Here is a 14,437-nt window from a genome sequence, read left to right on the forward strand (position 1 = left end):
TGGCATGTCGTGGTACGTCCGGGACGATCTCGTTCGACATCGTGCGCGAATTGAGTCAGCGGCACACGCGAAGCGCCACTTAGCGGAGGCTGGGAGCACATGAGCACCACAAGCGGTTCGGGCAGGAATGGAGAGTCGGGAGCGCTCAGGCGCCCCGCGCGCTGGGGGGCGTTCGCCGGAGCCGCGGCCCTCGTGCTGATGGGCGGCACCGCGCCGGCCGCGTACGCGGACCCGGCGCACCACGGCGGCGGCACCGCGACCCCCGTCAAGCACCTGGTGGTCATCTTCGACGAGAACGTCTCGTTCGACCACTACTTCGGCACCTACCCGGTGGCGGCCAACACCGACGGCACCAGGTTCACCGCCGCCAGGCACACCCCGAAGGACATCGACACCCTCGCCCGCGCGGGTCTGCTGAGCAAGAACCCGAACCAGTACGCGCCAAAGCGGCTGGGTCCCGGCAAGGCGATGACCTGCGACCAGAACCACGGCTACGGCCCCGAGCAGTACGCGGCGGACGGCGGCAAGGCCGACGCGTACGTGCAGAACACCGAGAGCAGCACGTGCTCCGCCCCGCTGTTCGGCGAGCCCGGCCTGGTGATGGACTACTACGACGGCAACACCGTCACCGGCCTGTGGAACTACGCCCAGCACTACTCCTTGAGCGACAACTCCTGGAGCAGCACCTACGGGCCCTCCACGCCGGGCGCGCTGAACCTCGTCTCCGGCCAGACGCACGGGGTGATCTCGGTCGACCCCAAGAGCGGCAGCGAGAACCCGAAGCAGACCGCGACGCCGGACGCGTACACCGTCCAGTCGCCGGACGCGAAGGGCGTCGGCACGGTCATCAACGACCCCGACCCGGCCTACGACGACTGCTCGGACAAGGACCACACCAGCAGCAACGCGCTGGCGGTCATGCAGGGCAGGAACATCGGCGACATGCTCAACCAGCGCGGTGTGACCTGGGGCTGGTTCCAGGGCGGTTTCCGGCCGGCCACGGCCTGGGACGGCAAGGCCGGCGACTACGCCACCTGCGCCGGCGACACGCACACCAACGTCGGCGGCGTGGCGGTGGAGGACTACAGCCCGCACCACTCGCCGTTCCAGTACTACAAGTCCACCTCCAACCCGCACCACCTCCCGCCGCGGAACGCGGCCGAGATCGGCCACGACGGCCAGGCGAACCACAACTACGACCTGAGCGACTTCGACACCGCGCTCAAGGGCGGCAACCTGCCGGCCGTCAGCTTCCTGAAGGCCGCGGAGTACCAGGACGGCCACGCCGCCTACTCCGACCCGACCGACGAACAGCACTTCCTGGTCGACGAGATCAACGCGATCCAGTCCTCGCCGCAGTGGAAGGACACCGCGGTCGTGATCGCGTACGACGACTCCGACGGCTGGTACGACCACGCCTTCGCCACGCCTTCCAACGGCTCGAAGGACACCAAGCTCGCCTCCAACGGCAAGGCGTACGACAGCCCGGCCTGCCAGGCCGGTCCGGCCGCCGCGGGCGGCTACGCGGACCGCTGCGGCCCGGGCACCCGGCAGCCGCTGCTGGTGATCTCCCCGTACAGCAAGGTGAACTCGGTCGACCACACCCGCACCGAGGCGGCGTCGATCACCCGCTTCATCGAGGACAACTGGCGCACCGGCCGGATCGGTGACGCCTCCTTCGACGCCACTGCCGGCTCCCTGGACGGCGCGTTCGACTTCCGGCACCCCAACGACAAGCAGGTGCTGCTGAACAGTGACGGCTCGGTGAAGTCGGTCCGGCCGATCAGCGCGCACGGCGGATCCGGCGGCGGCCGGGACGACGGGGCCACCGGTTCGGCGACGGCCGGTTCCTCGGCCGGCACCTCCTCGACCTCGGGTACGTCCGCCAACAACCCGTCCACGCAGCTCGCCGAGACCGGCGGCTCCTGGCCGGCCCTCCCGCTGGGCATCGGCGGGGCCGTGCTGGTGGCCGGCGGCGGCGCGGTGTACTACGCCCGCAAGCACCGCCACGGCTCGGTGAGCGCCGTCTGACGCACCGGTCGCACGGATGGGGGCCGCCCCGGCAGACGCCGGGGCGGCCCTCGCCGCTTCGTGGCCCGCGATCGGCCGAGCCGCCGTACGAAGGACGCTCCTTGCCGTATCGGCAAAGGAACTTGCGCGCGTACACGGTGTCGCGCATGGTCGCTCCCATGACGAACGGACGAGAGGGGCACGGCGGCCACGCCCACTCCCCCGCGCACTCCCACCCCCACTCCCACCCCGGCGGCGACCAGGAACTCGACTGGGCGGCGATGGCCGACCACCTGGAGCGGGCCGGCGAGATCACCCTGGCGTCGCTGACCGAGACGGCGCAGTGGCTGGGCGACCTGCTGGCGGAACGCGGCACGCGGGTGCGGCGGGTGCTCGACGTGGGCAGCGGGCCCGGCGTGGCCGCGTGCGTGTTCGCCGGGGCCTTCCCAGGGGCCGAGGTCGTCGCCGTGGACGGCTCGGAACCCCTGCTGGAGCGGGCGGCGCTGCGCGCGGCCGGAGCCGGCGTGGAGGCGGAGCGCTTCCGTACCCTGCGGGTCGACCTGCCCGAGGACTTCGGCGCCCTCGGCGGCGCCGACCTGATCTGGTCGAGCCGGGCCGTGCACCACCTCGGCGACCAGCAGGACGCGCTGAACCGGCTGGCCGGCTCGCTGCGGGACGGCGGGCTGCTGGCGGTCGCGGAGGGGGGACTGCCGATGCGCTTCCTGCCGCGCGACTTCGGGCTCGGCCGCCCGGGGCTGGAGGCACGGATCGACGCGGTCAACGGCGAGTGGTTCACCGTGATGCGGTCCGAACTGCCGGGCGCGGTCGCCGTGGTGGAGGACTGGCCGGCGATGCTGCGGCGGGCGGGACTGACCCCGGCGGGCTCCCGGACGTTCCTGACCGACCTGCAGGCGCCGGTGGACGGCACCGTACGCGACTACCTGCACGCGCACCTGAGCCGGGTCCGCGAGGTGCTGGGTACCGAACTCGACGAGGACGACGTGCCGGTCCTGGACGCCTTGCTGGACGACGGCTCGCCGCACGGGGTCAGGCGGCGGCCCGACCTGTTCTTCCTGACGGCGACGACGGTCCACACGGCGGTGCGTTCCGCGCGGTGAACGCTCACGGGCCCCGGGCCGTGGCTACGCGGCCGGGCGCCGCGGCCCGTGACGGTTCCCGGGCGGCTCAGGCTTCCGGCTTGCGCGCCTCGATCAGGCAGCGGGTCGCGTGCGTCAGGAAGCACCCCTCGGACTCGATGAGCTCGTGCATGTCCCGCAGCCGGTCCTCGTGGGCGGCGACGGTGAAGCCCGGAACCATCCAGATGACCTTGCGCAGGAAGTACACCACGGCGCCGATGTCGAAGAACTCCATGCGCAGCGACTCGGTGCGCAGGTCCACCACCTCCAGGCCCGCCGTGGTGGCACCGGCGCGCGCCCGGTCGGGATGGCGGGCGCCGCGGTGGGCGCCGGGCTGCGGGCCGAGGAAGAACTCCACGAGTTCGAGGGCGCTGGCCGGGCCGACGTGCTGGGCGAAGTAGGTGCCGCCCTGCCGCAGTACGCGGGCGATCTCGTCCCACCACACGGTGACCGGGTGGCGGCTGGTGACGAGGTCGAAGGCGGCGTCGGCGAAGGGCAGCGGCGGCTCGTCGGTGTCGGCGACCACGACGGCGCCGCGCGGGTGCAGCAGGGCGGTGGCCTTGGCCAGGTTGGGCGGCCAGGACTCGGTGGCGGCCATCACCGGCGGCAGGCGCGGCACTCCGGCGAGCACTTCCCCTCCGCCCGTCTGGATGTCCAGCGCGGCCCGGACCCGCCCGAGCCGCTCCCCCATGGCCTTCTGGTAGCCCCATGAGGGCCGTTGCTCGGTGGCCCGCCCGTCCAGCCAGGAGAAGTCCCAGCCCGCCGTCGGCGCCGCGTCGGCTTCCGCCACCAGTTCCTCGAACGACCGTCCCATGCGGCCATCCTGGCCCGCCCGTCACGGGCGCCGCCACGGGATTTCGCCGCGCCCCGGGCGCCCCGGCGGCAACAGGGCGCGACTTTCACGGTCTAAACTCTCCCCTCAACATGCCAAGTCCGTAAGGGGTCCGGACCTTGATACGAATAGAGTCGGTTACCAAGCGGTATCCCGACGGGACGGTGGCTGTCGACCGGCTGTCCCTGGAGATACCCGACGGGTCGGTCACCGTACTGGTCGGGCCTTCCGGCTGCGGGAAGACCACGACGCTGCGCATGATCAACCGGATGGTGGACCCCAGCGAGGGCAGGATCCTTCTCGACGGGGCGGACATCACCGAGCAGCCGGTGAACGCGCTGCGCCGGTCGATGGGTTACGTGATCCAGAACGCGGGGCTGTTCCAGCACCGCACCATCGTGGACAACATCGCCACCGTGCCGCGGATGCTCGGCTGGGACCGCGGCCGGGCCAGGGCGCGGGCGATGGAGCTCATGGAGCGGGTCGGTCTTGACGCCTCGCTGGCCAAGCGCTACCCGTACCAGCTCTCCGGTGGCCAGCAGCAGCGGGTGGGCGTGGCCAGGGCGCTGGCGGCCGACCCGCCCGTGCTGCTGATGGACGAGCCGTTCTCCGCCGTCGACCCGATCGTCCGGGGCGGCCTGCAGGCCGAACTGCTGCGCATCCAGGAGGAGTTGGGCAAGACCATCGTCTTCGTCACGCACGACATCGACGAGGCGATCCGGCTCGGCGACATGGTCGCGGTGATGCGCACCGGCGGGAAACTGGCCCAGTTCGCGCCGCCGGACGAGTTGCTGTCGGCGCCCGCCGACGAGTTCGTGGAGGACTTCCTGGGCTCGGGGCGGGGTCTGCGGCGGCTGTCGTTCTTCGGCTCCGCCGGTCTGGAGCTGACCACCGCTCCGGTCGTCCCGGCCGACGCCGACGCCCGGCGCCTCGCCGAGTGCGCGGCGGCGGGCCCGGCGTACCTGCTGGTCACCGACGGCGACGGCCGGCCGCTCGGCTGGGCGCCCGCCGAGGAGGCGGCGCACCACGGCCTCGACGTACAGGCGCTGCTGCCGCACGGCAGGCCGTTCGAGTCCGGCCGCGACTCCCTGCGCGACGCCCTGGACTGCGCGGTGCTCTCCCCCACCGGCTGGGCCGTCGCCGTGGACGACACGGGCCGGGTGGTGGGCGTCGCCTCGCAGGAGGCCATCGCCACCGCGATCCGCGGCGCCCACGCGCGGCACCAGGAGGCCGAGCGCGCGAAGTCGGCGCGGGGCGCGGCGGACGGCTCCTCGGACGGCGCGGCACCCGGCGACGGCGGGAGCGGCCGAAGCGTGGACGGCGAGCGCGCGGAAGGCGAGCGCGCGGGTGCCGAGCCCACGGACGGCGCCGGCGGCAAGAAGCGCGACAGCGCGGGCGGCGCGGCGAGGGCGGCCCGGTGAGCGGCGGCGCGGGGTTCTTCGACATCCCCTCCGACCTGCAGCACACCTATCTCGGCCTGGTCGGCGAGCACCTGCGGGAGGCGCTGATACCGGTCGCGGGCGGGCTGGCGCTGTCGCTGCCCATCGCCCAGTTGTGCGTGCGCTTCCGCTGGCTCTATCCGCCGGTGCTGTGGGTGACCACGATCCTGTACGCGATCCCGTCGATCGCCTTCTTCGTCTTCCTCATCGACTACACCGGGGCCACGGAGACCACGGTGATGATCCCGCTCACCGTCTACAGCCTGGTGGTGCTGGTCCCGGCGATCGTCGACGGCGTCCGCTCGGTGCCGCAGGAGACGCTGGCGGCGGCCGAGGCGATGGGGTTCAACTCCTTCCAGCGCTACTTCCAGGTGGAGCTGCCCATCGCGGTGCCGGCGATCTTCGCCGGACTGCGGGTGGCCACGGTCTCCAGCATCAGCCTGGTCAGCATCGGCTCGATCATCGGCAACGAGGGCGCCCTGGGCAACCTGCTCAGCGACGCCCGCGTCTACCACCGCTCCAACCTGGCGGTGACCTCCGTGGTCACCACCGCGATCCTGGCCATCGCCTTGGACGGGCTGCTGATCGGGCTGCGGATGCTGCTGACGCCGTGGATGCCGCGCGGCGGCGGTCCGGGCCGGCGCCCGTCCCCGACGGCCGCGACAGGACCCGCCCCCGAGCAGGCCGCGGGCGAACCGGCGGTACGGGAGGGGGCCAGGTGAGCATCTTCCACTTCATCAACGCCTTCTTCAGCGACGGCGCCCACTGGCACGGCTACGACGGCATTCCGCACCGGGTGCTGGAGCACCTGCAGTACTCCTTCACGGCGCTGGGCATCGCCGCCGCCATCGCGCTGCCCGCCGGGCTCGTCACCGGTCACACCGGGCGGGGCGGCAACGTCCTCGCGCTGATCGCCACCGCCGCCCGCGCGCTGCCCAGCTTCGGCCTTCTGGTGCTGATGTTCTTCTGGCTGGGCATCGGGCTGGTCCCGGTGATGATCCCGCTGGTGGCGCTCGCCGTCCCGCCGATCCTGGTGACGACGTACGAGGCGGTGCGCACGGTCGACCCGGGGCCGGTGGACGCGGCCCGCGGCATGGGCATGGGCCCGGCCGCGGTGCTCTTCCAGGTCGAACTCCCGGTCGCGCTGCCGCTGATCCTCAGCGGCCTGCGGTCGGCGGCGATCCAGGTGGTCTCGACGGCCGCCATCGCCGCGTACGTCAGCCTCGGCGGCCTCGGCCGCTACGTCATCGACGGGCTCTACCAGCGCAACTACGAGACCGTCGTCGGCGGCGCGACGCTGATCGCGGGACTCGCGCTGGCGATGATCGGCCTGTTCTGGGTGGTGGAGCGGGTGGCGGTCTCCCCGGGCGTTCGTCGCGGACGCTGAATCCGGGCCCCGACCGCGGAACCGACGACGCCGGGCCCGGCCGCGCGGCCGGGCCCGGCGTCGTCGGCGGCCAGGCGGTGCGCCCGCCGGCGGTCAGGACTGGGCGCGCCGCAGGGCGAGTTCCAGGACGGCGAGCAGCGCGTCGCGCACGGATCCCCGTTCGCGGGCGTCGAAGACGATCAGCGGTACCTGGTCGGCGACGTCGAGGGCCCAGCGCACCTCGTCCAGGTCGTGTTCGACGCGCCCGTCGAAAGCGTTGACGGCGACCACGAAGGGCAGCCGCCTGTGCTCGAAGTAGTCGACGGCGGCGTAGCAGTCGTCCAGCCGCCGGGTGTCGACGATGACCAGTCCGCCCAGCGCCCCCTCGACCACGTCGTCCCACATGAACGCGAAGCGCTCCTGTCCCGGGGTGCCGAACAGGTAGAGCTTGAGCGTGGGGTCGATGGTGACGCAGCCGAAGTCCATGGCGACGGTGGTGGTCGTCTTGCCCGGGGTGCGGGCCAGGTCGTCCACGCCCGCGGCCACTTCGGTGATGGACGCCTCGGTGGTCAGCGGGGTGATCTCGGAGATGGAGCCGACGGTCGTGGTCTTGCCCACTCCGAAGCCTCCCGCGATGACCAGCTTGACCGGCAGCGGCGGCCGGTCGGCGGTCTGCTGCGCGCGGCCGCCGGCCGTGGCATTCGTCGGTGTCACGGGGTCGTCTCCCGGGAGTCGGGTATGGCGCGCAGGCCGTCGATGACCCGGCGCAGGACGGACAGGTCGTGAGCGGCCTCCGGCCTGGGGACGTAGATCGTCAGGTGCCCGCCGGCCTCCAGGTCCTGGGCCAGGACGCGGACCACGTTCAGGTGCAGCCGCAGCCGGGCGGCGACCTCGGCCAGTGACTGGGGGCGCCGGCACAGGGCGACGATGTCGTGCCGCTCGAAGGTGAGCCGGTCGAGTTCCTCCAGGGCTTGCGCGGTGGCCACCACCTGCGTCTCCAGCGGCATGGGCGGGCCCGACCCGGTGCCCGCCACGCGTCCCGCCGTGACCAGGAAGGGCCGCACGGCCGGGGCGCGGCCGGCCTGCTCCGCGGGAGGTCCGGGAGCGCTGCCGGCGTTCCCGTCGGGCGGCGGCCCGAAGGCACGCCCGGCGGGTGCGGCGGGCGCGCCCGGCATGGCGTCCTCGCCGGATGGCGGGTCACCGGCCGTCATTGGCGCTCCTTCTTCCCCGGTTCCGTCGGGCCGCAGCCGTCACCCGGCCGGCGCGGAACCGACGCTGTTCTTCAGTTCGAGCACGAGTTGCGGGCTGAGCGCCGCCCCGGCACGGTTGGCGAACAGCGTCATCTCGTACGCGATGTTGCCCAGCTTGGCCTCCTTGGAGGTCACCACGCCCAGGACGGCGCCGCTGCCGATCGCCGAGATCAGGACGTGACCCTCCTCCAGGTCGATGATGACCTTGTTGAGGCCGCCCAGACCGTAGTTGCCCGCGACGCCTGCCGCAAGGCTGGTCATGCCGGACACTATGGCGGCCAGCCGTTCGGAATCGGAGCTGTCGCGCAACTGGGACACGGCGATGAGCAGTCCGTCCGAGGACACGGCGATGGCGTCGACCACGCCGGCCGTCTCGGTGGCGAACCGGCTCAGCAGCCAGGTGAAGTCGGCTGCGGCGGCCCGCAGGTCGCCGGGCGCGACCTGGTCTGCCTGGGAGTCCCCTGTCGGCGTTGTCACTGCTGCGCTCCTTCCGGAAGCCCTGCTCGGTGCTCGGTGGTGCCGGGTTCGTCCGCGGTGGCGGCGCTGTCGCGATGTGCGCGCTCCACCGCCGCCTCGAACTCCTCCAGTTCGTTCCTGACCGCCTCGGCGTCGGCGATCCTGGGTTCCGGCCGCGTCGTGGGCCGGTCCCCGTCCCCCAGCGTCGCCCGGAGCGTCGCCCCCCGTACCCGCCGGCGCAGCGGCCGTGCCTGCCCCCTGTCCGGTCGGGCGCCCGAGGGCGGCGCCGCCGTACGGGAGGTTACCGGTGCGGAGGCCGCGGGGTCAGCGGTCGGTGCCGGTTCGGCCGCCGGGCCGGATTCCGGGCCGGATTCCGGCGCCGCCGCGGGGTCCGCGGTCCGCTCCCCGCCCTGCCGCGGGACCCGCCGGGGCAGCGGCGGGGCGCCGGAGCCCGCGCCGTCCCCGGCCGTGGTGCCGGGACCGTCCCCGGCCGGGGCGTCCGCGTCGTCGGCGGGCTCCCGCACGGGATTGCTGCCTGCGTCCCCGCCCGGGTCGCCCGGCCGCGCCTGCGGCGGCGGACTCGGGGTCGCTGCCCGCGTTGTGTCCTCGCCCGCCGCGTCCTCGCCCGCCGCGCCCTCGCCCGCCGTGTTCCGGGCGGCGCGGCGGCGCGGCAACGGCGGCACGGGGACGGCCTCCGGGCCGGCGCCGGCACTGTTGCCGGGTCCGCCGCCGGGTCCGCCGCCGGGCCGGTCGCCGGACGCGCTCGCGTGCGGAAGCTCGGGCAGGTCGGGTACGGTCGCGCCCTCCGGCAGGCCCCAGGCGGGCTCGCGTCCCGGCGGCCCCCACTCGGGCAGTTCCTCGGCCGCGGCGAGCAGCGCCTCACGGGCGTCGACGTTGCGCGCGCCCGGGCCCGTCGTGTCGTACGCCGGGCCGTCGGCGAAGTGGCTCATCAGCAGGAGCAGCGTCGAGGGCAGAGCCACCTGGCTGGTGAGGCCGCCGCCCGGGGTCCTGCTGAGCGTGACGCGCATGCCCCAGCGGCGGGCCAGGCTGCCGACGACGAACAGGCCGAGCACCTTGGTCGGCACCAGGTCGAGGCGTTCACGGCGTATCAGCCGGGCGTTCTCCTCGGCGAGGCGTTCGGGGTCCATGCCCAGCCCGTGGTCGCTGATCGCGATCAGCGCGCCGTCCGGCCCGTTGCGCACGACGACCTCGACCGGGCTGCCGGCCGGGGAGAACGACACGGCGTTCTCCACGAGCTCGGCGAGCATCAGGGTCAGGTCGGCGATGATGTCGGGCGCGACGGTCACGTCGCTGTCGGCACGCAGGGACACCCGCTGGTACCCCTCGATCCGGCCGAGCGCGGCGCGCACCACGTTGGTCAGCAGTGTCGGCCCCGCGTCGAGTCCGGGCTCACGGATGCCGGCCAGCAGCATCAGGCTGTCGGCGTTGCGCTGCAGGCGTGAGGCGAGGTGGTCGATGCGGTAGAGCCGGTCGAGCAGTTCCGGATCCGTCTCGCCGCGCTCGACGGCGTCGATCAGCGAGAGCTGACGAGCCGTCAGGTTGCTGATGCGGCGGCCGACGTTGCCGAACATCTCGGCGACGTTGCGGCGGCTGAGCACCTGGCGCTCCAGCAGGGCGGTGGCGGTGCCCTGGACCCGGTTGAACGCCTCGGCGAGGTCGCCGATCTCGTCGTGGGCCAGGACCGGGACCTCGGGCAGCCGGGGCGCGCCGGCGTCGTCCGCGTCGTCGTCGGCGACGCGCGCCAGTTCCTGCCCCGCTGTCTCGGCGACCTGGACGGCGGCGCCGGTGAGCGCCTGCACGGGCCGGATCACCGAGCGGCGGACGGCGACCGACAGGGCCAGCCACCCGATGAAGGCCACCAGGGCCGCGCCCAGCAGCAGCGCGGCCCGCCACCATGCGCGGTTGGAGGCGGCGTCGGCGCGGGAGGCGATCTGGTCGATCAGCGAGTTGGTGATGCTCAGCCGGTTCTGGGCCTCGGCGCGGTACTGGGGGTACGAGCGCAGTGCCCTGGTGAACGCCGCGCGCACCTGCCGGGCCCCGGTGGCCTCCAGGGAGCTGGGGTCGACCTGCAGCGCCGCGTACTGCAGGTCGATGGTGTTCCACGTCGGGTTCTGCTCGATCCCGGCCAGTTCGCCGCGCTGCCGGTCCGTGGCGAACCGGCCGAAACGCGCGGCCTGGTCGGCGTAACGGCGTTCGTCCCCGACGGCGTTGACGAACTCGATCAGCGCGTTGGTGTCGCCGGTCTGGGCGGAGAACACGGCCGTCTCGAAGGAGCTGTGTGCCGCCTCCGCCCGCAGCAGGGAGTCCAGCAGGCTGCCCGTGCGGGTGTCGGCGAGGTTCCGGTCCAGGCCGAGGCCGTCGATGAGGCCGTCGATCGCGGACAGGTACGCGGGGTCGATGTTGTCGGCGGGCAGGTAGCTCTGCTCGACCGTGGAGCGCAGGCTCCCCCAGCCGTTGATCCCGTCCAGCACCTGAGCCTCGGCCGCGGGCAGCCGGGAGCCGAAGGTCAGCCGCACCATCTGCACCTGGGCGTCGACCGCGGCGCGCGCGTCCCGGTAGTCGCTCAGCGAGGGGCGGCGGCCGGAGGTGGCGGCCTCGTACCGTACGGACAGCAGGAGCGCCTGCTGGTGCTCGGTCTGCACGCAGTCGACGAGTTCGGCGACCTGGCGGCTGTCGCGGACCAGGCGGGCCGCGGAGGCGGCGTGCCTGGCCTGGCCGACCAGGCCGGTGATGACATAGGCGAGCAGCAGGCCGACCACGACCAGCGGGACGCCGACGAGCACGGTGAGCTTGCGGCGGAACGGCCACCGGTCGGCGAAGCTGCGCCGGGCCTGCGGCCCTTGCGGCACCCGGACCGGCCGCGCCGGCCCGTCCACCTCCTCCACGGACACCAGTCCTCCCGCGTCGCTTCCCCTCGGCTCACCCACCCTCCCGCTCGGCCGCGGGGAACGGCCACCGGCCGTGGAGGGTCGTTGGGCCGCGGCGCCGAGTGGGGACAAGGACGGGACGCCAGAACACCGCGCTTTGTCGATCACCGGGCCAACTGCTCGGAGACTACCGCCTTCCGGTGACCAGTAACGACCCCCCGGCCAAACATCCGTGTCAAAAGCCACGCCGGGGCCGCGCATCGTCGGCCACCAGGGCGGATAGCTGTCCGGTGGGCATCGATGCCAATCAGTGACCGGGACGCTATTGACTCGATCCGAACCGGCTGGATTGGATCTCGAATCGAAGCACGCTGTGAAATGGTTCGATCACCACATCGACAACCCTGCGAGCCCGGAAGCGGTAACCGTGACTTCTCAACGGAAGAACTGGTCCAGCCCGACGTTCCTTCGCCTGTCCGCGGTGGCCGTCGTCGCCGCGGTGACGGCGCCGCTGCTGGCGGGCTGCGGCTCGTCCTCATCGGACAAGACCAAGGACCCGCTGGCAGGTTCCAAGCCGAGCGGCAGCACCGTGGTCGTCGGCTCCAACAACTTCGCCGAGAGCACCCTGCTCGCCGACATCTACGGCGAGGCGCTCAAGGCCAAGGGCATCAAGGTCACCTACAAGCCCAACATCGGCACCCGGGAGACCACCTACGGCCTGCTGAAGAACGGCGCGGTGACCGTGCTGCCCGAGTACAACGGCGCCCTGCTGGCCTACCTGGACCCGAAGGCCGCGCCGACCACCATGGAGGCGACGGACAGCGCCATAACCCAGAAGCTCGACCCCAAGCTGACGGTGCTGCAGCCGTCGGCCGCGCAGGACAAGGACTCGCTGACGGTCAACGCTGACACCGCGAAGAAGTACGGCCTCACGTCGGCCTCCACCATCGCGGACCTCGCCAAGCACGGCTCGGAGATCACGATCGGCGGCTCACCGGAGTTCCAGACCCGCCAGCAGGGCCTGGTGGGCCTGAAGTCGGTCTACGGCCTGACACCGAAGTCGTTCAAGGCGCTCGACGCCGGTGGTGCGCTGACCGAGCAGGCGCTGAAGAACGGCAACGTCCAGGCGGCCGACATCTTCACCACGGACACGACCATCTCCAAGGAGAAGTTCGTCGTCCTGCAGGACCCGAAGAACCTCTTCGGCTTCGAGAACGTCCTGCCGCTGGTCTACAAGTCGGCGCTGCCGCAGGCCGGTGTCGCCGCCCTCAACGCGGTGTCGGCCAAGCTCGACACCAAGACGCTGCTCGATCTCGACACGCAGGTGCAGACCGAGAGCAAGGACCCGCTCGCCGTCGCCAAGGCGTGGCTGTCCTCGGCCGGCCTGGTCTGAGCCGGCGCGCCGCCCGGACACTGGGAGGCCCGAGGACGTGACCGCCGCTCCCGGCGCCCCCTCGCGCCGCCCGCACCGCACGACGGCCGTCTCCCGCGCGCGGGAGGCGGCCGTGGTCCTTGACGGGTCGGGTCTGGACGCCGCGGCGGTGGCCCGCCTCGCGGACCGGTCGGCGGTGCCCGAGGTGCCGCCCGCGGCGCTGGCCCGCGCCGAGCGCTCGTGGCACACGGCGAGGCGGCTGGCCGCGGGCGGCCGGATGTACGGGCGGGACACCGGCGTCGGCGCCAACCGCATGGTGTTCCTCAGCGACGAGGACCGGGCGGACCAGGACCTGCGGCTGCTGCGCAGCCACGCGGGCGGTGTCGGCGCCCTGCTGCCGGCCCGTCAGGTCCGGGCCATGCTGGCGGTGCGCGCCAACCAGTTGCTCGCCGGGGGCTCCGGGGCGCAGCCGGTGATCGTGGAGGCTCTGGTGGCCGCGCTGCGGCTGGGCGTCCGTCCGGCGGTGCACGAGTTCGGCGCGGTCGGCACCGGCGACCTGACGGCGCTGGCCGAGACCGGCCTCACCCTGATCGGCGAACTCCCGTGGCGGTACGGGGGCGAGCCGGGCGACGGCGGGCCCGCCGTGTCCGCCGGCGGGCGGCGCGAGGGGCCCGGCGGGGAACCGGCCGTGGCCGGGCGGCCAGTACCGCCGCCGGTGCGGCTGGAGCCCGGTGACGGGCTGGCGCTGATGAGCAGCAACGCCCTGACTCTCGGTCAGGCGGCCCTGGTCTGCCACGACATCGACGTCCTGCTGCGGGCCTCGCACGTCGTGGCGGCGCTCTCGCTGGCCGCGGTCTCCGGCTCCCTGGAGGCGTACGCGGCCCCGGTGCACGCCCTGCGGCCGTACCCGGGGACCGTGCGCGCGGCGGCGGAGGTGCGCAGGCTGCTGGGGGTCCCGGAGCGGCCGCGGGCGGCGGCCCGGCGGATCCAGGATCCTTACGGCTTCCGGGCGTTCCCGCAGGCGCACGGTCCCGCGCTGGAGGCGGTCGACGCGCTGCACCGGGTCGTCGCCGTCGAGGTCAACTGCCCCTCGGAGAACCCGCTGATCAGTGAGGACGGGCCGGACGGCGGGCCGGCCGTCTACCACCACGGCGGCTTCTTCGCCGCTCCGCTGGGCCTGGCGCTCGACCAGTTGTGCCTGGCGCTGCTGCAGACCGGCCGGCTGTCCGCGGCGCGGCTGTCCCACCTGGGCGACCCGGACATCACGGGGCTGCGGCCGTTCCTCGCGGGAGGTTCCGCGGCCGGTTCGGGGATGATGATCCTGGAGTACAGCGCCAACTCGGCGCTGGCCGAACTGCGGCTGAGCGCCGATCCGGCCTCGGCGGGGCACACGGTGCTCTCCCGCGGCCTTGAGGAGGCGGCGAGCTTCGCGTCCCAGGCGGTGCGGCAGGCGCAGCGCGCGGTGGACGCCTACCGCCTGGTGCTGGCCTGCGAACTGGTCGCCGCCGTACGGGCGGTGCGCGCCCACCCGGGCCCCTGGCCGGACGCCCCGGCGTTCACGGTCCTGGCCGCCGGCCTGCCGGCCGCGACCGAGGACCGCCCGCTGACCCCCGACGTGGAGGCGGCCGCGCGGCTGCTGCCGACGCTGGCGCGGCTGTGACGGGGGCGTGGCCGGGCCCGGGGCCCGG

12 protein-coding genes are annotated in these 14,437 nt (G+C 73.5%); 7 read left to right on the forward strand and 5 right to left on the reverse strand.

The features are described from left to right. The first annotated feature begins 99 nt into the window (after positions 1 to 99). Positions 100 to 2,031, forward strand: a complete 1,932-nt coding sequence (locus K7G61_RS14265) for a phospholipase C (RefSeq protein WP_225847161.1) — start codon at positions 100 to 102, stop codon at positions 2,029 to 2,031. 158 nt (positions 2,032 to 2,189) lie between these two features. Next, a complete protein-coding gene (locus tag K7G61_RS14270) occupies positions 2,190 to 3,128 on the forward strand; it encodes a methyltransferase (RefSeq protein WP_225847162.1) in 939 nt (312 codons plus the stop codon). 67 nt (positions 3,129 to 3,195) lie between these two features. Here K7G61_RS14270 and K7G61_RS14275 read toward each other — a convergent pair whose 3' ends face one another. Further along, positions 3,196 to 3,960 carry a class I SAM-dependent methyltransferase gene (locus K7G61_RS14275; RefSeq protein ID WP_225847163.1) on the reverse strand — a complete coding sequence of 255 codons (765 nt, stop codon included), beginning with the start codon at positions 3,958 to 3,960 and terminating at the stop codon, positions 3,196 to 3,198. A 137-nt stretch (positions 3,961 to 4,097) separates the two neighbouring features. Between K7G61_RS14275 and K7G61_RS14280 the strand changes: the two genes are divergently transcribed. The 3 genes from K7G61_RS14280 to K7G61_RS14290 are packed head-to-tail and all read left to right on the forward strand — an operon-like array spanning position 4,098 to position 6,804. After that, complete coding sequence (locus K7G61_RS14280) at positions 4,098 to 5,399, forward strand: ABC transporter ATP-binding protein (protein WP_225847164.1); 1,302 nt, start codon at positions 4,098 to 4,100, stop codon at positions 5,397 to 5,399. Continuing rightward, positions 5,396 to 6,139 (forward strand): ABC transporter permease, encoded by a 744-nt coding sequence (locus tag K7G61_RS14285; RefSeq protein WP_225847165.1) that lies wholly within the window; start codon positions 5,396 to 5,398, stop codon positions 6,137 to 6,139. Before K7G61_RS14280 ends, K7G61_RS14285 begins: the two co-directional genes overlap by 4 nt. Further along, positions 6,136 to 6,804: an ABC transporter permease gene (locus K7G61_RS14290; RefSeq protein ID WP_225847166.1), complete on the forward strand. Its 669-nt coding sequence runs from the start codon at positions 6,136 to 6,138 to the stop codon at positions 6,802 to 6,804. The genes K7G61_RS14285 and K7G61_RS14290 overlap by 4 nt, the downstream gene beginning before the upstream one ends. 93 nt (positions 6,805 to 6,897) lie before the next feature. Here K7G61_RS14290 and K7G61_RS14295 read toward each other — a convergent pair whose 3' ends face one another. The 4 genes from K7G61_RS14295 to K7G61_RS14310 are packed head-to-tail and all read right to left on the reverse strand — an operon-like array spanning position 6,898 to position 11,401. Beyond that, on the reverse strand, positions 6,898 to 7,497 hold the full coding sequence (locus tag K7G61_RS14295) for an ATP/GTP-binding protein (protein WP_225847167.1): 600 nt from the start codon (positions 7,495 to 7,497) through the stop codon (positions 6,898 to 6,900). After that, a complete protein-coding gene (locus K7G61_RS14300; protein WP_225847168.1) occupies positions 7,494 to 7,994 on the reverse strand; it encodes a DUF742 domain-containing protein in 501 nt (166 codons plus the stop codon). The genes K7G61_RS14295 and K7G61_RS14300 overlap by 4 nt, the downstream gene beginning before the upstream one ends. 39 nt (positions 7,995 to 8,033) lie before the next feature. Then, on the reverse strand, positions 8,034 to 8,510 hold the full coding sequence (locus K7G61_RS14305) for a roadblock/LC7 domain-containing protein (RefSeq protein WP_225847169.1): 477 nt from the start codon (positions 8,508 to 8,510) through the stop codon (positions 8,034 to 8,036). Continuing rightward, positions 8,507 to 11,401 (reverse strand): ATP-binding protein, encoded by a 2,895-nt coding sequence (locus tag K7G61_RS14310; protein ID WP_374204125.1) that lies wholly within the window; start codon positions 11,399 to 11,401, stop codon positions 8,507 to 8,509. The genes K7G61_RS14305 and K7G61_RS14310 overlap by 4 nt, the downstream gene beginning before the upstream one ends. A gap of 403 nt (positions 11,402 to 11,804) precedes the next feature. Here K7G61_RS14310 and K7G61_RS14315 point away from each other — a divergent pair, with 403 nt between their 5' ends. Next, positions 11,805 to 12,770, forward strand: coding sequence for an ABC transporter substrate-binding protein (locus K7G61_RS14315; RefSeq protein ID WP_225847170.1), 966 nt, complete (start codon positions 11,805 to 11,807; stop codon positions 12,768 to 12,770). Positions 12,771 to 12,807: 37 nt separating this feature from the next. After that, positions 12,808 to 14,409: an aromatic amino acid ammonia-lyase gene (locus K7G61_RS14320; protein WP_374204126.1), complete on the forward strand. Its 1,602-nt coding sequence runs from the start codon at positions 12,808 to 12,810 to the stop codon at positions 14,407 to 14,409. Positions 14,410 to 14,437: the final 28 nt, after the last annotated feature.

The organism is Streptomyces sp. HPF1205, from assembly GCF_020400825.1.
Taxonomy (GTDB): Bacteria; Actinomycetota; Actinomycetes; order Streptomycetales; family Streptomycetaceae; genus Actinacidiphila.

Bases quoted from the DNA above. Each gene is read 5' to 3' on its own strand.
- K7G61_RS14265 (WP_225847161.1), top strand. From the start codon at position 100: ATGAGCACCACAAGCGGTTCGGGCAGGAATGGAGAGTCGGGAGCGCTC.
- K7G61_RS14270 (WP_225847162.1), top strand. From the start codon at position 2,190: ATGACGAACGGACGAGAGGGGCACGGCGGCCACGCCCACTCCCCCGCG.
- K7G61_RS14275 (WP_225847163.1), bottom strand. From the start codon at position 3,960: ATGGGACGGTCGTTCGAGGAACTGGTGGCGGAAGCCGACGCGGCGCCG.
- K7G61_RS14300 (WP_225847168.1), bottom strand. From the start codon at position 7,994: ATGACGGCCGGTGACCCGCCATCCGGCGAGGACGCCATGCCGGGCGCG.